The sequence below is a fragment of the Acetobacterium sp. KB-1 genome, from assembly GCF_003260995.1.
Lineage (GTDB): Bacteria > Bacillota > Clostridia > Eubacteriales > Eubacteriaceae > Acetobacterium > Acetobacterium carbinolicum.
Map to the genome: position 1 here is coordinate 189,528 of NZ_CP030040.1, position 18,571 is coordinate 208,098.

At 41.9% G+C, this 18,571-nt stretch carries 19 protein-coding genes; all 19 read left to right on the forward strand.

What is annotated here, in order from left to right; translation table 11 throughout:
• Positions 1-17: 17 nt before the first annotated feature.
• The 19 genes from DOZ58_RS00910 to clpP all read left to right on the forward strand — a co-directional run bounded on the left by DOZ58_RS00910 (position 18) and on the right by clpP (position 18,560).
• Entirely contained in the window at positions 18-191 is a 174-nt protein-coding gene (locus tag DOZ58_RS00910) for a DUF896 domain-containing protein (protein ID WP_084633607.1), read from the forward strand.
• Positions 192-219: 28 nt separating this feature from the next.
• Positions 220-1,656 (forward strand): aminopeptidase, encoded by a 1,437-nt coding sequence (locus DOZ58_RS00915; protein WP_111886573.1) that lies wholly within the window; start codon positions 220-222, stop codon positions 1,654-1,656.
• 325 nt (positions 1,657-1,981) lie between these two features.
• Positions 1,982-3,313 carry an electron transport complex subunit RsxC gene (gene rsxC, locus DOZ58_RS00920; protein ID WP_111886574.1) on the forward strand — a complete coding sequence of 444 codons (1,332 nt, stop codon included), beginning with the start codon at positions 1,982-1,984 and terminating at the stop codon, positions 3,311-3,313.
• 11 nt (positions 3,314-3,324) lie between these two features.
• On the forward strand, positions 3,325-4,281 hold the full coding sequence (locus DOZ58_RS00925) for an RnfABCDGE type electron transport complex subunit D (RefSeq protein WP_111886575.1): 957 nt from the start codon (positions 3,325-3,327) through the stop codon (positions 4,279-4,281).
• Positions 4,281-4,904, forward strand: a complete 624-nt coding sequence (locus tag DOZ58_RS00930) for an RnfABCDGE type electron transport complex subunit G (protein ID WP_111886576.1) — start codon at positions 4,281-4,283, stop codon at positions 4,902-4,904. Before DOZ58_RS00925 ends, DOZ58_RS00930 begins: the two co-directional genes overlap by 1 nt.
• Before the next feature lie 14 nt (positions 4,905-4,918).
• The gene (locus DOZ58_RS00935; RefSeq protein WP_111886577.1) at positions 4,919-5,509 is read left to right on the forward strand and encodes an RnfABCDGE type electron transport complex subunit E; all 591 of its coding nucleotides are present in this window, start codon (positions 4,919-4,921) and stop codon (positions 5,507-5,509) included.
• Between the two features lie 12 nt (positions 5,510-5,521).
• Positions 5,522-6,100: an electron transport complex subunit RsxA gene (gene rsxA / locus DOZ58_RS00940; RefSeq protein ID WP_111886578.1), complete on the forward strand. Its 579-nt coding sequence runs from the start codon at positions 5,522-5,524 to the stop codon at positions 6,098-6,100.
• Between the two features lie 12 nt (positions 6,101-6,112).
• A complete protein-coding gene (locus tag DOZ58_RS00945) occupies positions 6,113-7,114 on the forward strand; it encodes a 4Fe-4S binding protein (RefSeq protein WP_111886579.1) in 1,002 nt (333 codons plus the stop codon).
• Positions 7,115-7,649: 535 nt separating this feature from the next.
• Complete coding sequence (locus tag DOZ58_RS00950) at positions 7,650-8,513, forward strand: RluA family pseudouridine synthase (RefSeq protein WP_256372212.1); 864 nt, start codon at positions 7,650-7,652, stop codon at positions 8,511-8,513.
• The gene (locus DOZ58_RS00955) at positions 8,510-10,714 is read left to right on the forward strand and encodes a transglycosylase domain-containing protein (protein ID WP_111886581.1); all 2,205 of its coding nucleotides are present in this window, start codon (positions 8,510-8,512) and stop codon (positions 10,712-10,714) included. The genes DOZ58_RS00950 and DOZ58_RS00955 overlap by 4 nt, the downstream gene beginning before the upstream one ends.
• Positions 10,715-10,723: 9 nt before the next feature.
• Positions 10,724-11,080 (forward strand): cupin domain-containing protein, encoded by a 357-nt coding sequence (locus DOZ58_RS00960; protein ID WP_242988560.1) that lies wholly within the window; start codon positions 10,724-10,726, stop codon positions 11,078-11,080.
• Positions 11,077-11,718, forward strand: a complete 642-nt coding sequence (gene nth, locus DOZ58_RS00965; protein ID WP_111886583.1) for an endonuclease III — start codon at positions 11,077-11,079, stop codon at positions 11,716-11,718. Before DOZ58_RS00960 ends, nth begins: the two co-directional genes overlap by 4 nt.
• Before the next feature lie 88 nt (positions 11,719-11,806).
• Entirely contained in the window at positions 11,807-12,958 is a 1,152-nt protein-coding gene (locus DOZ58_RS00970; protein WP_242988561.1) for an ABC transporter substrate-binding protein, read from the forward strand.
• A gap of 85 nt (positions 12,959-13,043) precedes the next feature.
• Positions 13,044-13,949, forward strand: a complete 906-nt coding sequence (locus DOZ58_RS00975; RefSeq protein ID WP_111886584.1) for a branched-chain amino acid ABC transporter permease — start codon at positions 13,044-13,046, stop codon at positions 13,947-13,949.
• A gap of 3 nt (positions 13,950-13,952) precedes the next feature.
• Positions 13,953-14,960, forward strand: a complete 1,008-nt coding sequence (locus DOZ58_RS00980; protein ID WP_111886585.1) for a branched-chain amino acid ABC transporter permease — start codon at positions 13,953-13,955, stop codon at positions 14,958-14,960.
• Positions 14,957-15,715, forward strand: coding sequence for an ABC transporter ATP-binding protein (locus tag DOZ58_RS00985; protein WP_111886586.1), 759 nt, complete (start codon positions 14,957-14,959; stop codon positions 15,713-15,715). The genes DOZ58_RS00980 and DOZ58_RS00985 overlap by 4 nt, the downstream gene beginning before the upstream one ends.
• 10 nt (positions 15,716-15,725) lie before the next feature.
• The gene (locus DOZ58_RS00990) at positions 15,726-16,430 is read left to right on the forward strand and encodes an ABC transporter ATP-binding protein (RefSeq protein ID WP_111886587.1); all 705 of its coding nucleotides are present in this window, start codon (positions 15,726-15,728) and stop codon (positions 16,428-16,430) included.
• 186 nt (positions 16,431-16,616) lie between these two features.
• Positions 16,617-17,915: a trigger factor gene (tig, locus tag DOZ58_RS00995; RefSeq protein ID WP_242988562.1), complete on the forward strand. Its 1,299-nt coding sequence runs from the start codon at positions 16,617-16,619 to the stop codon at positions 17,913-17,915.
• A gap of 27 nt (positions 17,916-17,942) precedes the next feature.
• The gene (gene clpP, locus DOZ58_RS01000) at positions 17,943-18,560 is read left to right on the forward strand and encodes an ATP-dependent Clp endopeptidase proteolytic subunit ClpP (RefSeq protein WP_111886589.1); all 618 of its coding nucleotides are present in this window, start codon (positions 17,943-17,945) and stop codon (positions 18,558-18,560) included.
• Positions 18,561-18,571 lie beyond the last annotated feature (11 nt).

Genomic DNA, 18,571 nt, shown 5'->3' on the forward strand with positions numbered 1-18,571 from the left:
AAATAATGAGGAGAATCATGATAACAAAGGAAAAAATTGATCGAATCAATGAACTGGCCCGAAAGAAAAAAGAATGTGGATTGACCGAAGACGAATCGGATGAGCAAATGACACTGCGGGCTGAATATCTGTCGGCTGTCAGAACAAATTTAAGAGCGCAACTGGATAACATCGAAATCGTCGATAAGTAATATAAAAAAAGCAAAGGAGCAAATTGTTATGAAAAATAAAGAGAAAGAAAAAAGTCCTGGGACGCTGCTTCAGGAGCAGCTGGGTAAAAAATGGGAACTGGCCTGGAAAGACCTCAGCGCTGAAGAATTTATCAAAGTAAAAGAGATCAGCGATGATTACATCCGCTTTCTGACCGCCGGAAAAACCGAGCGACAGTGTGTAACACTTAGTGTTGATCTGGCCGAAAAAGCTGGATTCAAGCCGCTGGATTCTTTTTCGGAAGCCGGGAAAATTAGTTCCGGAGATAAACTCTACACGGTTCACAAAAACAAAACCGTGATTTTCTTTGTGGCCGGTAGGAAGTCGATTGAGGAGGGAATGGCTATTGTTGGTGCCCATATTGATTCACCTCGTCTTGATTTAAAACCATCACCTCTGTATGAAAGTGATGATATGGCTTTTTTCAAGACCCACTATTATGGCGGCATAAAAAAATACCATTGGGTGACGATCCCCCTGGCCATGCATGGGACCGTGGTAAAAAAAGATGGCGAAACGATTAACGTTTCCATCGGGGAAGCGCCAGAAGATCCGGTTTTTTGCATCACCGATCTATTGCCTCATTTGTCTCAGGAACAAAACACCAAAAAAATGACCGAGGGAATCACCGGGGAAGGGCTTAATATTATTGTCGGCAGTCAGCCCTATCCTGAAAAAGATTTAAAAGACGGGGTTAAGCTCAATATTCTCAATCATCTTTACACAAAATATGGTATGGTGGAAGAAGATTTTGCCACCGCTGAATTAGAAGTAGTGCCGGCAGGAGCTGCCCGAAACGTTGGTTTTGACGAAAGCCTGATTGGTGGCTATGGTCAGGATGATCGTATCTGCGCCTATACAGCACTGCGGGCGATTCTTGATCAGGAGACGATACCGGAGCGAACGCTTTGTGTGATTCTGGCTGATAAAGAAGAAATTGGCAGCGTCGGTAACACGGGTATGCATTCGCGCTTTTTTGAGGGCGCGGTCGCAGAGCTAATCGATTTGATGGCGGTTAAAAAGCCTGAAATAGCCATTCGTCGCTGCTTAATGCGTTCAGAAATGCTTTCTGCTGACGTCACTGCCGGCGTCGATCCTAATTATACAGGTACCCACGATAAAGGAAATGCCCCATATATTGGAAAGGGAATGGTTTTGTCAAAGTACGGCGGTGCCCGCGGGAAATCAGGTTCTAATGATGCTCATGCTGAGTTTATGGGGAAGATGCGACAAACGCTCGAAACTGCCGGCGTGATCTGGCAGATGGGTGAGCTCGGCCGGGTGGATCTTGGCGGCGGTGGCACGATTGCCCATATTCTGGCAGAATATGGAATGGATGTACTGGATTGTGGCCCGGCACTGCTGAGCATGCACTCGCCCTTCGAGTTAGCATCTAAGGTTGATTTGTATATGTGCTATAAAGGGTATAAAACCTTTTTGGCTTAGAAAAAATGACAAGATAATACCCTTTAAGACAGAAAGGTTATTCTAAATGGCGTGTGTTAATATATTAACATATGCCATTTAGTGCATTAATCGTTTTGTCCCTATGAATGGTCACTTTGAAATGGTGGTTATAGTCTAAATATTATATTTTTAGAGCTATATATTACCATTTTTTTTCTGGGCCCGGTGGGTACAGTATTATTTTAAACAAATTTATTAATTCGTATGGAAAAAAAATAATTTATATGTTATGATACTGCCTATATATACAAGTATACAGTTTCTCTTGTGTAAAAAATTTAATTTGAGGGGTGTTTGACGTAAGATGAATGTAAAACATGGAACCTTTAAGGGGGGAATCCACCCACCCTATAGAAAGGAAAGTACAGCTGAAGTTCCGTTGGGCTTTGGCGTAAAGCCGGAAATGGTGATCATACCCATGTCGTTGCACATTGGGGCACCTTGTACACCGATTGTGAAAAAAGGCGATCAGGTATTTCTGGGCCAGAAAGTTGGCGAGCCGAATGGTTTTGTTTCCGCTCCGGTACATGCCAGTGTATCCGGAAAAGTTGTTGCGGTGGAGGAACGTCCACATGCATCAGGGGATCGGATTATGTCGGTTGTGATTGAATCAGATGGTTTGGATACCATCGATTCAAGTATTAAACCCTATGGTACTTTAGAAGAAATGGATGCGGAGTCAATCAAAAAAATGATTCTGAATTCCGGGATTGTTGGTCTTGGTGGGGCAACCTTTCCAACTCATGTTAAACTGGCGATTCCACCGGACAAAAAGGTTGATTGCGTTGTTTTAAATGGTGCCGAATGTGAGCCTTATTTAACTGCTGATCATCATTTGATGCTGAATCAAGCTGAAAAGGTTGTCATGGGATTAAAAGCAGTCATGAAAGCGGTAAGTGTTGAAAAAGGTTTTATTGGTGTCGAAGATAATAAAACCGACGCCATTGAAGCACTTGTGACAGCAATTGGAAACGATAGCAGACTGGAAGTTTATTCATTACATACAAAGTATCCGCAGGGAGCTGAAAAGCAACTGATTGCGGCAATCACTGGTCGAGAAGTACCGTCGGGCGGGTTGCCAGCAGATGCGGGTGTTGTTGTTATGAATGTCGGAACAGCAGCTCAAATAGCAGAGTCAATGGCAACAGGAATGCCTTTGTACAAACGTTACCTGACTTGTACTGGCGATGCCATTAAAAACCCACAAACCATTGAAATTCGCGTAGGGGTACCATTTCAATCGGTGATTGACCAATGTGGGGGCTTCTCGGCTGAACCGGGAAAAGTAATTTCTGGCGGACCGATGATGGGGGTTACCCAGTTTGAAACGGCGATCCCTGTTATGAAGGGAACATCAGGAATTTTATGTCTAACCAAAGAATCAGCAAAAATTTCCACACCATCAAACTGTATCCACTGCGGCAAATGTGTGGGAGTCTGTCCAATTCACCTGCAGCCTCTTTACATCGCCGAATATTCCCAGCGGAATAATTGGGATAAATGCGAATCAAATAACGCCATGGATTGTATTGAATGCGGAAGTTGTTCTTACATCTGTCCGGCAAAAAGAACCCTGGCATCATCGATTCGTGTGGCTAAACGCGAGATTATCGCGCAGCGAAGAAAAGGAAATTAGGAGGAATATTGATGAATGAATTAAATCTTACAGTGTCATCATCCCCTCATATCCGCGCAAAACATTCCACAGCCAATATTATGCAAAATGTCATTATTGCTTTGTTACCTGCATTGGCTGTCGCAGGATTTGTTTTTGGGATATGGGCTTTGGCATTAGTAGCAATTTGTATAATTTCTTCAGTTGCTACAGAAGCGGTTATTCAAAAACTGCTTAAGAAACCAGTAACGATTAATGACTGGAGTGCGGTTGTCACGGGGGTGCTTTTAGCATTCAACTTACCGATTAATGCGCCATGGTGGATTGCCGTTGTCGGTTCTGTTTTTGCCATTGCTATTGTTAAACAGTGTTTTGGTGGTTTAGGACAAAACTTCATTAATCCAGCTTTGGCGGCAAGAGCTTTCTTGCTGGCTTCATGGCCGGGACATATGACCGCAACAGCTTATCTGCCAGTATCGGATACGGTAACGACGGCAACACCATTGGCCTTATTAAAAGCTGGTGAAGCGGCAAGCATGCCTTCAGCCATGGACTTATTCTTCGGCTTAAACGGTGTGTATGGATGTATCGGGGAGATTTCAGCCCTTGCTTTGCTGCTTGGCGGATTGTATCTAATTTTCAAAGGCATTATTAGCTGGAGAATTCCAACCATTTATTTATTAACAGTGGGAATTTTTGCCCTTCTGGTTGGACAAGATCCAATTGTGCATATTGTATCAGGTGGTGTGATGTTGGGTGCCTTCTTTATGGCGACGGACTATGCGTCATCGCCGGTTACACCAAAAGGTCAGATTATTTATGCATTGGGGTGTGGGTTAATTACCATGATCATTCGTATTTATGGGGGTTATCCTGAAGGCGTTTCTTATTCAATTCTACTAATGAATGTTGCAACACCTCTTATTGAACGCTTCACCAAAGAGCGAATCTATGGTGTGACTAAAACCAAGAAGGAGGCTAAAGCATAATGGAAACAAAAGAAAAAATTCAGATTGATTGGAAAGTTGTTTTTAAATTAGGTTTTATTTTACTTCTTATTTCAGGGGTAGCAGCTTGCTGTCTGGCATTAACCAATTATGTGACGGCCGGTACGATTGAGGAAATGAACATTCAAGCAAACACTGAAGCGCGTCAGGAAGTTCTGCCGGAAGCGACTGATTTTGAAGAAGTGCCAGTTGCGGATGTGGAGAAAATAGCCACAGAAATCAGCATGGCAAAACCTGAAGAGTTGTTAGAAATTTATATTGGCAAAAATGGCAGTGAAATTACGGGCTACACAGTAAAGACCGGTCCGGGCAGTGGTTTTGGTGGAGAAGTACAAGTGTTAACGGGAATCTCGACGGATGGCGTCATTACTGGAATCACAATCATTAAACATAATGAAACACCCGGTTTGGGTGCGCTGGCCACCGGTGAATGGAATGATCAATTTACCGGAAAATCGGCGACCGAAGAGTTGATCGTTGTAAAAGGGACGGCTAAAGAAGGCAGTAATGAAATTCAAGCAATAACTGGATCTACCATTACTTCCAAGGCAGTTACTGAAGGTGTGAATACATCGATTCTAGTTTACCAGACTTTGTCGGAATAGGGGGAGTGTATTAGATGAATTTTATACAAAATCTAAAAAAGGGTATCATAAAAGAGAATCCGATCTTCGTGCTTTTGCTGGGGATGTGTCCTACTCTTGCGGTAACTACATCAGCGGTTAATGGTATGGGTATGGGTTTGGCAACATGTGCGGTACTCATTTGTTCAAACGTTGTAATTTCGGCACTTAGAAAGGTGATTCCAGACAATATTAGAATCCCGGCTTTTGTTGTTATTATCGCGTCGTTTGTTACCATTGTCGGAATGTTAATGAAAGCTTATTTACCATCTTTGGATGCATCGTTGGGATTATTTATTCCCTTGATCGTAGTAAACTGTATTATCCTGGGTCGAGCAGAAGCGTTTGCATTTGGAAATGGAATTGCTGATTCATTTGCGGATGGATTGGGGATGGGGTTAGGCTTTACCCTGGCGTTAACAATTCTTGGATCAATTCGTGAAATTCTAGGGGCAGGAAGTATTTTTGGATTTTCTTTATTCGGAGCTGCTTATGAACCGGTATTATTGATGATCTTGCCTCCTGGAGCATTTTTAACTCTAGGTCTTTTGATTGGTCTCATTAACTGGAAAACGAAAAAGGCATAGGGGGAGATATCAATGACTTTAATTTTTATAATGATTAGTGCAATTTTTGTCAACAACTTTGTACTATCACGATTTTTAGGTATTTGTCCGTTTTTGGGGGTGTCCAAACAAGTTGAAACTGCTGTTGGAATGGGGGTTGCGGTAACCTTTGTTATGGCACTGGCTTCGGCAATTACTTATGTAGTTCAATATTCAATTCTTGATCCATTGGGTCTTGGTTACCTGCAGACAATTGCTTTTATTTTGGTAATTGCAACGCTGGTTCAGCTGGTTGAAATGATTATTAAGAAAGCCAGCCCATCGCTGTATCAGGCACTGGGTGTATACCTCCCCTTAATCACAACAAACTGTGCAGTTTTAGGGGTTGCGCTTTTAAATATTCAGTTTGAATATAATTTTATTGAAACGATTTTTCACGGCGTTGGGGCGGCCTTAGGTTTCACGCTTGCCATCGTGCTTTTTGCGGGCATCCGTGAGCGGCTCGAAACGTCGGCAGTTCCAAAATCTCTTGAAGGATTCCCGATTGCATTATTAACTGCGGGGTTAATGGCGATTGCGTTTTTGGGATTTTCCGGAATGAAATTAGGTTAGGAGGATACAGAAATGTTAAATGCGATTTTAGTTCCTGTCGGTATCCTCGGTGTATTTGGTTTACTGTTTGGAATTGGCCTTGCCATTGCGGCAAAGGTATTTGAAGTATATGAAGATCCGCGGGTACCAATGGTAAGAGCTGCTCTTCCCGGGGCAAACTGTGGTGGTTGTGGATTGCCTGGCTGTGATGCACTGGCATCAGGGATAGTCAATGGAACGGCAGCCATCGATGCCTGCCCGGTTGGGGGAGCCGATTGTACCGCTGCCATTGCCGAAATTATGGGTATGGAAGCCGGAAGTGCGGTTAAAAAGGTTGCCACTGTCATTTGTCAGGGAACCTGTGAAACAGCACCAAATCGCGCTGATTATTATGGCGAAATGGATTGTCGAGAAGCGATGATTGCTTCTGGTGGTGCAAAAGGATGTCGATATGGATGTCTGGGATTAGGAACTTGTAAAGCGGTATGCCCCTTCGATGCGATTGTTATGGGAGAAGACGGACTGCCGAAAATTGATCCGGACAAATGTACTTCTTGTGGTAAATGTGTGGATGCCTGTCCCAAAGCCATTATGAGCCTGGTGCCGGCAACTCAGGAAGTCATTATTAAATGCCATAACCTTGACAAAGGAAAGATTGCCCGTCTATCATGTACAACTGCATGTATTGCTTGTGGTGCTTGTAAAAAAGCCTGTCGCTTTGATGCGATCACGATCGAGAATAATTGTGCGAAAATTGACTATGATAAATGTCGACAATGTTATGAGTGCGTCGACAAGTGTCCGATGAACTGTATTACGGGTGATGTGGAATATGGCAAAGAAACTGCATATATTATTGAAGAAAATTGTATTGCCTGCGGGTTGTGTGCGAAAAATTGTCCCGTTAATGCAATTACTGGGGAGATTAAAAAACCACCCTACGTTATTGATCATGATATGTGTATTGGCTGTGGAATCTGTTTTGATAAGTGCAGGAAAAATGCGATTGAAATGAGACCAAATAAGACCAAATAAATAAAGTAGAACCAGATAAATAAGATGTTCTAAACGGCTCCTCATTGAAAAATGAGGAGCCGTTTTTATTAAGAATTTATGACAATTCATGATTTGATTAAAATTTTAATGAGAATTTTAGGAAAGATGTATAAAATAAATTGCGGTTCTGTTAAAATAGTAATATTGCTAACATGAGGAGACTCAGGTTTAAATTTTTACCAAATTAATGCTGATGGGTCAATCAATATTTCAGCAGTGAATCAGATTATGTTTGGTTGTCGGTCATATCTGAGTTGTTAAACATGAAAAACGTCTGTAATTACCTTAAATCTAAAAAAATATCTAACGCCTCGGGGCGAATTGGGGTATAATAGTATGCATGTTTTAAAGTAGCATCATATGAATCCGGGTATTGTAAAATAAAGCAGAAAAAATAGAATTAAATTAATTAATCATAAAAAAATTTAGTAGAGTTAGAACCGGGGGTAGGATTATCAGTCTTGTTTATACATATCAAATATCAATAAATCATGAAAAGCTGGTCAGAGAGGAACTGGTCAAGCGTTACAGTTATTCTAGCCGTCTTATCAGAGAAATTAAACGGATTGGAAAGATCAGTTTAAATCAGCGCGAGTGTTTTCTGGGACAACAAATTAAACCAGGAGATGTCATTGAGATTAAGATGCCTTGCGAAGATATTGATGGTGAACCGGTATCGGGGAACCTTAATGTCGTTTACGAAGATGAGGAATTGTTAGTCATTAACAAACCGCCTTTCTGTGTAACACACCCAACGAAAACGCATCAATTGGATACCCTGGCAAATTATATCAGCTATTATTGGGGTGAGCGCGGTGTTTCTGCAAAAATCCGTTTTATCAATCGATTGGATCGAGATACAACGGGTATTGTGGCGATTGCCAAAAATAAATATGTGCATCATTATGTTCAAAAAGAAACGAATTCAGGTAAGGTGATTAAGGTTTATCATGCTTTTGTGCATGGAAAACTTCCCCATCAAGAAGGTATTATTAATGCGCCCATTGGTCAACCCTATGAAAACAGTATCCACAGGGTTGTTATGGAAGATGGGAAACCATCGGTAACCCGCTATAAGGTGCTGGAGGAATTTAAGGATGCATCGTTGGTAGAGTTGGTTTTGGAAACAGGACGGACACACCAGATAAGAGTTCATATGAAGCATTTGGGAAACCCGATTATTGGTGATCCTCTGTATCATGGCGAGTGTATGCAAACAGGCTCTTTTGAAATGCCGCATCAGGCACTTCATGCGCATCGTCTTTTACTATCACTTCCCAGTAAAAAAATTTTGTACGTTCAGGCTGAATACAGCAAAAACTTGACGGAACTTCATAAACATTTAAGAGAGAATAAAGAGAAAAAGGTGATGGAATGAGTGAAAAACAAAAAAAAGGAATAAGAAGACGTAAGAAGAAAAAACATATTGGAGCAAAAATACTCATTGTTCTTTTGGTGCTGGGAATACTGGGAGCCGGAGTCATGTATTCCATCTATGCTGCAAATCGCATGGATATTTCAGACTATCAGTATCAGGCAAAGGACAAAACCGAGATCTATTCAGCAGATAATGCCGTTATTGCCGAGTTGTACACAAAAAACCGGACCAACATTACCATCGATCAGATCCCGGTACAATTACAACATGCCCTGGTATCCGTAGAGGATTCGCGTTTTTACGATCATTTCGGGATTGATGTACTGGGGATTGGCCGAGCATTTTTTGCAAACATTGCTAGCAGTAGCATTAGTGAAGGAGCCAGTACCATTACCCAACAGTTGGCTCGAGTTCTGTTTTTGCCGGATATTGCAACTGAACAGAATTTTAATCAGAAATTGATAAGAAAGCTAAAGGAAATATCGATTGCACTACAGTTAGAAGAAAAGTATACCAAAGAGCAGATTCTGGAGATGTACTTTAATGAATACTATTTTGGCTCCGGCGCATATGGAATAGAGGAAGCAGCACAAACTTATTTTAACAAACCGGTTTCGCAGGTTAACCTTGCTGAAGCTGCGATGTTGGCAGGTTTGCCTCAGGCACCCAGTGCCTATGCTCCTAATTCTAATTTTGAAGCAGCCAAAAAGCGTCAGCAGGAAGTTCTGGCACGAATGGTTAAAGAAAAGTACATTACTCAGGAAGAAGCAGATGCCGCCTATGCATTGGAATTAGTTATCAGAGATCCGGCAACGATCAGTAATGACGATCAGATTGTGGATAATTACGAAGCCTATGTAGGAAGGGCTCTGGATGAATATGCTCGGATGAAAGCTTCATCCGTTATGCAGGAGCGTGGTCTTACAGAAGATCAGGCTATTGATTATATAAAAGAGAACATCGCCAGCGGCGGGTATCGTATTTACACAACGATTAACACCTCCATGCAGAATGATGCAATTGACAGTCTTAATACCGGATTGGCAGACTATGGCATGGAAGAGGAAACAGGGTCAGTGGTATCAATCGACTTAGATGGTGCGGTAAGAAGTTATTATGGTGGGAATACACAAATTGATATGGCCAACACGCCAAGACAGCCGGGATCAAACATCAAACCGCTCTATTATGCAGCGGCTATGGATAAGGGATTGATTACGCCGTCAACGACAATTCTCGATGCCTATACCGATTTTGGTGGCTATGCTCCGAGAAATTACGATGGTGGTTATCATGGAACCGTGACGGTACGAACTGCGTTAATAAATTCTTATAATATTCCGGCGGTTAAAGTGTACGATAAGGTTGGAGTTGAAGCGGCCGTCGCATTTATGCAGACGATGGGAATATCAACCTTCGAAGATACTGATTATAATTTAGCAACTGCCCTTGGTGGGATGACCTATGGGATTAAACCGGTGGAAATGGCGGCGGCCTTTAATGTTTTTAACAATGCCGGGGTTTACAATCAACCGTACTTTGTTACAAAACTGGAACAGATCAACGGTGAGGTTCTTTATACAAAAAATGCATCCAGTACGACCACCAGAAAAGTCATGACCGATACCACGGCAACTAATATGATGGGCATACTGGAGGGGGTTGTCAGTTATGGTACCGGTACTGCCGCATCTCAGATTTATACAACAGCCGGGAAAACGGGTACAACCCACGATAATAAAGATTTATGGTTTACCGGTATTACGGGTAATTTGACCACGACAGTCTGGATTGGTAGTCCTGAAAATTATATTTTATCGGGTGGCAGCTATATCGCGGCAGGTATTTATGGGAATTACATGAGCTCTGTCATCAATCAGGATCTGCTGACGATCACAGAAATGGAGCGAACGTCGAACGAAGGCGAAACATCGGGAGCCTCTACCATTGACGCAGGCACGACCAAAAAGACAACAGAAGAGGAAAAGAAGACTGAAACGGAAACGCCGACGACGAAACCGACAACACCGACTGAGCCGACAACACCGACTGAGCCTGTCAAACCGCCGGAGCCAACCGAACCGCCGGAGCCAACCGAACCGACAGAACCAACTGATCCAACTGATCCAACCGATCCAACAGAGCCAACGGAACCAACGGAGCCAACCGAACCAACCGAACCAACAACGCCTACTACCTAACGGAGGAAGATGATGATTGAACAAAGCAAATCAAAAAGACTGGAAATTAAACAAAACATGCGGGGTGGCAAGGGTGATATTGAAATTACTCATATCACCAATAATGAAATTCTGGGTAAGAATTGTCGCCTCTTTGCCCAGATTACGGTGAAACCTGGAGATTCCATTGGGGAGCATCAGCACATCAATGAGCGGGAAGTATTCTATTTTTTACAGGGAAAAGGCATCGTTATCGACAATGGCAAGGAGGCTGAAATTGGGCCCGGAGACGTGATGGTGACTCCTGATCAAAGCAGCCATAGTGTTATCAATACCGGTGATGAAGATCTTGTGTTTATGGCACTGATACTTAATGAAAACGCATGACAAAAAAGAAGATCGAACAAATCTTAGCCACACTGGAAAGCCGATACGGCCAGGAACAGTGTGGCTTAGATTTTAAGTCTCCCTTTGAATTGCTGATTGCGACCATCCTTTCGGCACAATGTACGGATGTTCGCGTGAACATTGTCACTAAAGATTTGTTTGAAAACTACAAGACACCTGAAGCGATTCTACTTTTGGGAGAGGAAGCCCTGCTCACAAAAATTAAGACCTGCGGTTTAGCAAGAACAAAGGCGAAAAACATCATCTTGACCTGCCACCGTCTACTAATAGAATATAATGGCACGGTGCCTGATCAAATGGAGCAACTACTTACGCTTCCAGGCGTTGGTCGCAAAACCGCCAATGTGGTAATGAGCAATGCCTTTAATATTCCCGCGATTGCAGTGGATACCCATGTCTTTCGGGTTTCCCGACGAATTGGCTTAGCCCAAGGGAAAAATGTGCTGGAAGTTGAAAAAGAATTGATGAAAAACATCCCCAAAGATAAATGGTCTCAGGCCCATCATTGGTTGATCTGGCATGGTAGAAAATGTTGTACGGCAAGGAATCCCAATTGCAGTGGTTGTATGCTGCGAAGCCTCTGTAATTTTGGCAGGGGAAATAATAAAGAAGCGTAGGATGTGATCAATTATTTCTTGTGTTTTTCTTAAGAATGGTTTATGATAATCACTATAAATAATCATTGAAAAGAAAAAGGAGGAAAAAATGAAGAAAAGAGTGATTAGTGTTTTACTCGTAATGATGTTCACCGCTTCTATTTTTGCATTTGCAGGTTGTTCTACATCCGGTGGTAGTGCAGACGCAGATGTTGTCAAGCTTGGTTTTATTGGACCAATGACTGGCGATGCGGCCATCTACGGGAGCTCAGCTGAAGAGGGGGCCCAATTAGCCGTAGCGGAAATCAATGCGGCTGGTGGTATTGATGGGAAAAACGTCGAATTGGTTGCTTATGATTCAAAAGCTGATCAAACCGAAGCGATCAATGCCTACAACCGATTAAGAGACCAGGATGGTGTTGTTGCTGTAATTGGGGGAACCTTAAGTGGTGAGACCTTAGCAATGAAAGATATCATGGTACAGGATAATATGCCAGTATTATCGCCAACTGCTACGGCGGTTGAAGTAACGCAAGAAGCGCCAAATGTGTTTAGAGCATGCTTCCTGGACGATTATCAGGGACAAGCTGCGGCAAACTTCTCAGCGACAACATTAGGCGCCAAAACAGCAGCTTTATTAATTGGAACTGGTAATCCCTATTCAGAAGGTGTTTCAGAAGCATTTAAGGCTGCATTTACTGCCAAAGGCGGTACCATTGCCGGCAGCGAATCTTATGGAACAGCGGATAAAGATTTTAGTGCTCAATTAACAAAGATCAAGGAAATGAATCCGGATGTTGTGTTTGTTCCAGATTATGTTCAAACAGTTGGTCCTATTCTTCAAAAAGCTAAAGAAATGGGCATTACCGCAAAATTTGTCGGAGCGGATGGTTGGGATGGCGTACAGGAAGAGTATGCTGATGCCGCGCAGGGAAATTACTTCACAAATCATTATGCAGCCGATTCACCCTCAGAAACCGTTCAGAACTTTATTACGGCCTACAAAGCAGAGTATAATAAAGTGCCAAACTCGTTTGCAGCTTTAGGTTATGATGCTGTTTATACCATGGTAGAAGCAATTACTGCGGCGGGAGCAACAGAGGCGGCAGGCATTATCACAGCATTAAATGCCACTGATCATGCTGGTGTTACTGGAACCTTAAAGTTTGATGAAGAAGGCAATCCCAAAGACAAAGAAGTTACCATTATTAAAATTGACGACGGTCAATTAAAATTTGATTCCACAGTGGTTAATAACTAGTCTTTAATAAATTTATTATTACACTAAACAAAAGGGATATAGGAGAGACACATCTCTTCTATATCCATTTTATGTTATTCTACATATGTTATTCTACAAAGGAGGATACATCGTGAATTTATTTCTGCAACAGCTGATTAACGGGCTAAACGTAGGGAGTATCTATGCGCTCATCGCAATCGGTTATACCATGGTATACGGCATTATAAAACTTATCAACTTTGCCCATGGTGAAATCATGATGTTCGGTGCGTATTTTGCATTCATTGCCGCTACCAGTTTTCAATTGCCGGTTTGGGCGGTTCTTTTATCTTCAATGGTTATTATGGCCATTATTGGTGTGACGATCGAATTCGTTGCCTACCGGCCACTTAGAAATGCGCCCAGACTATCAGCCCTGATTACAGCCATTGGTGTAAGTCTGTTTTTACAGAATCTGGCACTGATTATTTTTAAGCCGGACCCAAAGGTTATGCCCAAGATTTTTCCTGAAACGATTTATAAATTAGGTGAAATCGAAATCAGTTCAACCACTCTGATTACCATAGGTTTGTCATTGTTTTTTATGGTTTTGTTGGATCTCTATATCCGAAAAACGAAACAGGGTCGTGCCATGCGTGCCGTATCAGAAGACAAGGATGCTGCGATTCTGATGGGTATTAACGTTAATCGGACCATTTCACTCACCTTTGCTGTGGGTTCTGCGCTTGGCGCATTGGGGGGGGTTCTTTTTAGTGTCGCGTATATTCAGGTTTACCCGACGATGGGTGTTATGCCTGGTCTAAAAGCATTTATCGCGGCTGTTTTAGGCGGTATCGGAATCATACCCGGAGCAATGTTAGGTGGGTTTATCATTGGGATGGTCGAGACCTTGACAAAAGCCTATCTTTCGACAACCTGGGCAGATGCCATCGTCTTTGCTATTTTGATCATTGTACTGCTTTTCAAACCCACCGGTATTCTGGGTAAAAATACAAGAGAGAAGGTATAGACAATGGATCACAATAAGAAAAAAGCATATTTAATTAATACAATCGCCATTGTTGCCACCTATCTCGTATTCTTTGTGTTAATTCAAACGAAAACCATGAATAATTATTTTGTCGGAATTGCTATTATGACCTGCATTATGATTATCATGGCGATGAGTTTGAATATTGTTGCCGGTTTTTTAGGAGAAATGGCTTTAGGACACGCCGGTTTTATGGCCATTGGTGCTTATGCATCGGCCGTTTTTTCGATGGCTCTGGTCGATAGCGGCCTGCCATTGCCAAAGCTATTTATTCTTATTTTGGCCATGATAGTTGGTGGTGTTGTAGCCGGTATTTTTGGCTTCCTTATCGGGACACCAACATTGCGGTTGCGCGGTGACTACCTTGGCATTGTTACGATTGGTTTTTCTGAAATCATTCGAATCTTTTTTATCAATTTCGGACCAACTGGTGGGGCGGCCGGTTTAAAAGGGATTACCAGACTGGTTAATTTTCATAATGTTTATTGGATTACAATTCTGGTCGCCATTCTGATCTTCACTTTGGGACGATCCAAACAGGGGCGAGCGATTATATCGATTCGGGAAGACGAGATTGCTGCCGAAGCGGCAGGAATTCCCACAACGCGATATAAGGTATTGGGATTTTCGTTGGCAGCGTTTTTTGCCGGAATTGGCGGTGCCTTGTATGCGCACTACCAATCTTTTTTGGAGCCCAGTAAGTTTGGCTTCATGTTCTCCATTGAAATGTTTGTGATTGTCGTTTTAGGAGGACTGGGAAGCCTCACCGGCTCGATTATTTCAGCTATTGTTTTGACAGTATTACCGGAAATGCTTCGCAGTTTTTCCGAGTATCGGCTACTAATTTATTCGCTAGTCTTGATTATCATGATGATTTTCCGGCCACAGGGAATTTTTGGACGATCTGAATTCTCACTAACAGCTTTTATTGAATCACTGATCCAACGAAAAAAGGTTAAGAATTCTATTGACGGAGGTGAAGCATCATGACCGTTTTATCAGCAAAAAATATAACCATGCAATTTGGCGGTTTAACTGCCGTTGATCAGTTTAATCTCGATCTGAGCGCCAACGAACTGGTTGGCCTGATCGGACCCAATGGCGCTGGGAAAACGACCATCTTCAATATGCTCACTGGAGTTTATGTGCCAACTGTGGGCGAGATTTTTCTAAATGATCAAAGTATTATTAAAAAGTCGGCCCACGAAATCGTCAAACTGGGTGCGAGTCGAACCTTTCAGAATATCCGTTTGTTTAAAGATTTGACAGCAGTCGAAAATGTAAAGATAGCCTATCACAATTTTATCGATTACAATATGATTCAGGGAATGTTCAGAACCAAAAAATTCTGGGTGGAAGAAAAAAAAGCTCAAGAAGAATGTATGAAGTTGCTTGATATCTTTGATATGGGTGAGTATGCCGATACATTGGCTAAAAACCTGCCCTATGGACAGCAGCGAAAGCTTGAAATAGCCAGAGCCTTGGCTTCTGATCCAAAAGTATTGATGTTAGATGAACCAGCGGCGGGAATGAACCCCAATGAAACGACCGAACTGATGGAAACCATCCACTTTATTAGAAATAAATTTGATATTACCGTTTTGCTTATTGAACATGATATGAAGTTGGTGATGGGGATTTGTGAACGAATCATTGTCGTGGATTATGGCAAAACGATTGCCGAAGGCACTCCGGATGAAATCAAGAACAACCCTGATGTTATTCGTGCTTATTTAGGTGATTAGGAGGCCGCAGATGCTTAAAGTAAAAGATTTAAATGTACACTACGGGAAAATTCATGCCATTAAAGGCATTAGTTTTGAGGTGAATGAAGGTGAGATTGTTACCCTTATCGGAGCCAACGGCGCCGGTAAAACCACCATTCTACAGACTATTTCGGGACTATTAAAACCCAGCGAAGGGATGGTATCCTTTGAAGGAGAGAATCTCAACAAGGTACCGGCCCATCAGATACCAATGATGGGAATCGCTCATGTTCCGGAAGGACGACGAATTTTTGCCGAAATGACGGTTTTGGAGAATCTTCAGATGGGCGCCTATATCAGGAAAGATAAGATTTCGATCCAGGAGGATATGGAAAAAATATTTCTGAATTTTCCACGGCTAAAAGAGCGCATTAAACAAATTGCCGGAACCTTAAGTGGTGGCGAACAGCAAATGTTAGCGATGGGCCGGGCTTTGATGACGCGACCCAAACTGATTCTTCTGGATGAGCCGTCAATGGGATTGGCTCCGCTGCTTGTTGATGAGATATTTAATATGATCCAAACAGTTAATGATGCCGGAACGACCGTATTGTTGGTGGAACAGAATGCTAACAAAGCTTTGCATATTGCCAATCGCGCTTATGTTCTGGAAACCGGATATATCAAACTTTCTGGTAATGCCAGAGATCTGCTGGTCAACCCGGAAGTTCAGCAAGCTTACTTAGGCGGCTGAGCGAAAAAACTGTCTCTATCGAGGCAGTTTTTTAATGAGGTGCTTCATCTTTAATAAAATTGACTGCATACACCGATAATATTTCTTAAACACCTTGATTTTCATCCTTGATATGGAAATATACCTATGATATACTGTTAAAATTGAATGTGAATATAATTTATAGTGAAAGATACGGAGGATAACATGAGTGCTACAGTAGAAAGTATTGAAAAAAATATCGCCACCTTAAAAATTGAAATTAGTCCGGAGGAATACTCACAGGCTGTCAAAAAGTCCTATGATAAAAATAAAAAACGTTTTTCAGTTCCAGGATTCAGAAAAGGAAAAGTTCCTAAACAGGTAATTGAATCCTATTATGGTAAAAATGTATTTATGGAAGATGCCATCGATTTTGCCTTTGCGCCAGCTTATACCAGTGCATTGGAAGAAACTGAAATTAAACCGGTAACCCGCCCTGATCTTGAGAATATTGAAAAGATCAGTGAAGAAGAAGGTGCTACTTTTATTGTTAAGGTTGGTGTTAAACCTGAGATTAAATTGGGTGAATACAAAGGCGCTGAAGTGGATTCTTTAGAAGCTGTGATTACCGCCGAAGAGATGGCTGAAGAACTTGCTAAAATGCAAGATCAAAATGCTCGCTTGGTTACCTTAGAAACCGGCGAAGTCAAAGATGGTGCAACAGTAACCATTGATTATGAAGGATTTTTAAATGATGAGCCATTTATTGGCGGTAAAGATACCGATCATGAGCTGGTTATTGGTAGTGGTGCCTTTATTCCAGGTTTTGAAGAGCAATTAATTGGCGTCCAAATCGGTGAAGAAACAACCGTTAATGTGACCTTCCCGGATGAATACCATGCTGAAAACCTTAAAGGTCAAGCGGTAGTGTTTAAAGTAGCAGTCAAGGGAATCAAAGAAAAAGAATTGCCGGAACTCGATGACGATTTCGCCAAAGATACCAGCGAATTTGACACGTTGGATGAACTCAAAGCAGATGTTGAAGCACGTTTGAAAGACGCTAAGACTGCCGAACTAAGAAAAGCGGCAGAAATAGCAGCGGTTAATTTTGCCGTCGAAAATGCCGAAATTGATGTTCCTTATTTAATGATTGAAGAAGAAGTGGACAATAATCTGCAAAACTTTGAATCGCAAATGAAACAACAGGGAATTTCGTTAGATGACTATTTTAAATTTACCAATGTTAATCGCGATGAGTTTAGAGAAAATCTGAAAGAAGATGCGGAAAGAAATATAAAAACCGAATTGATTCTTTCGAAAATTGGTGAAATAGAAGCGTTAGAAGCAACTGATGAAGAAATGGATGAAGAAATAAAAGTGTTTGCAGATGCCTATGGTCATGACTTTGAAGACTATAAAAAAGGCCTTCAGGAAAGAATGCTAGACTATATCAAGGCAAACATTATTAGAAGAAAGACAGTGGAAATGCTGGTAGATGTAGCTACTACTAATATTTCTGAGTAATAAATAAGAAAGCAGGAAAATATATTCATGCTAACAAGTAAAACAACTCAATCATTAATTTCTAACAATCTAGTACCCATGGTCGTTGAACAGACAGGCCGGGGCGAACGATCATATGATCTGTTTTCAAGGTTGTTAAAAGAACGGATTATCTTTTTAAATGGCGAAATAAACGAAAATCTGTCGTCGCTGATTGTTGGACAATTGATTTTCTTAGAAGCAGATAATGCTGAAAAAGATATTCAAATCTACATCAACAGTCCCGGCGGGTCAGTTACAGCGGGGCTTGCCATCTACGATACGATGAACTATATCCGCTGTAATGTTTCCACTATTTGTGTGGGTTTGGCGGCATCGATGGGGGCGTTTTTATTGGCGGCCGGTGAAAAAGGAAAGCGCTTTTCCCTGCCAAATAGTGAGATTATGATTCATCAACCTCTTGGGGGTGCCCAGGGTCAAAGTACGGATGTGGAAATTTATGCAAAACGTCTGATCAAAACACGAGAAAAACTAAATTTAATACTTAGCGAGCAGACCGGGCAACCCCTGGAAACTATTGCTAAAGATACTGATCGCGATAATTTTATGGATCCTGACGAAGCCAAGGCCTACGGATTGATTGATGAGATCATTGTGTCGAGATAGGAGGCTTAAAA

What these genes read in the sequence shown, in the direction of transcription:
- DOZ58_RS00975 (WP_111886584.1), top strand. Translation starts at nt 13,044, where the DNA reads ATGTTATTCTACAAAGGAGGATACATCGTGAATTTATTTCTGCAACAG.
- DOZ58_RS00935 (WP_111886577.1), top strand. Translation starts at nt 4,919, where the DNA reads ATGAATTTTATACAAAATCTAAAAAAGGGTATCATAAAAGAGAATCCG.
- DOZ58_RS00980 (WP_111886585.1), top strand. Translation starts at nt 13,953, where the DNA reads ATGGATCACAATAAGAAAAAAGCATATTTAATTAATACAATCGCCATT.
- nth (WP_111886583.1), top strand. Translation starts at nt 11,077, where the DNA reads ATGACAAAAAAGAAGATCGAACAAATCTTAGCCACACTGGAAAGCCGA.
- rsxC (WP_111886574.1), top strand. Translation starts at nt 1,982, where the DNA reads ATGAATGTAAAACATGGAACCTTTAAGGGGGGAATCCACCCACCCTAT.
- DOZ58_RS00990 (WP_111886587.1), top strand. Translation starts at nt 15,726, where the DNA reads ATGCTTAAAGTAAAAGATTTAAATGTACACTACGGGAAAATTCATGCC.
- DOZ58_RS00915 (WP_111886573.1), top strand. Translation starts at nt 220, where the DNA reads ATGAAAAATAAAGAGAAAGAAAAAAGTCCTGGGACGCTGCTTCAGGAG.
- DOZ58_RS00930 (WP_111886576.1), top strand. Translation starts at nt 4,281, where the DNA reads ATGGAAACAAAAGAAAAAATTCAGATTGATTGGAAAGTTGTTTTTAAA.
- DOZ58_RS00925 (WP_111886575.1), top strand. Translation starts at nt 3,325, where the DNA reads ATGAATGAATTAAATCTTACAGTGTCATCATCCCCTCATATCCGCGCA.
- DOZ58_RS00910 (WP_084633607.1), top strand. Translation starts at nt 18, where the DNA reads ATGATAACAAAGGAAAAAATTGATCGAATCAATGAACTGGCCCGAAAG.
- DOZ58_RS00960 (WP_242988560.1), top strand. Translation starts at nt 10,724, where the DNA reads ATGATGATTGAACAAAGCAAATCAAAAAGACTGGAAATTAAACAAAAC.
- DOZ58_RS00970 (WP_242988561.1), top strand. Translation starts at nt 11,807, where the DNA reads ATGAAGAAAAGAGTGATTAGTGTTTTACTCGTAATGATGTTCACCGCT.
- clpP (WP_111886589.1), top strand. Translation starts at nt 17,943, where the DNA reads ATGCTAACAAGTAAAACAACTCAATCATTAATTTCTAACAATCTAGTA.
- tig (WP_242988562.1), top strand. Translation starts at nt 16,617, where the DNA reads ATGAGTGCTACAGTAGAAAGTATTGAAAAAAATATCGCCACCTTAAAA.
- DOZ58_RS00955 (WP_111886581.1), top strand. Translation starts at nt 8,510, where the DNA reads ATGAGTGAAAAACAAAAAAAAGGAATAAGAAGACGTAAGAAGAAAAAA.
- DOZ58_RS00945 (WP_111886579.1), top strand. Translation starts at nt 6,113, where the DNA reads ATGTTAAATGCGATTTTAGTTCCTGTCGGTATCCTCGGTGTATTTGGT.
- rsxA (WP_111886578.1), top strand. Translation starts at nt 5,522, where the DNA reads ATGACTTTAATTTTTATAATGATTAGTGCAATTTTTGTCAACAACTTT.
- DOZ58_RS00985 (WP_111886586.1), top strand. Translation starts at nt 14,957, where the DNA reads ATGACCGTTTTATCAGCAAAAAATATAACCATGCAATTTGGCGGTTTA.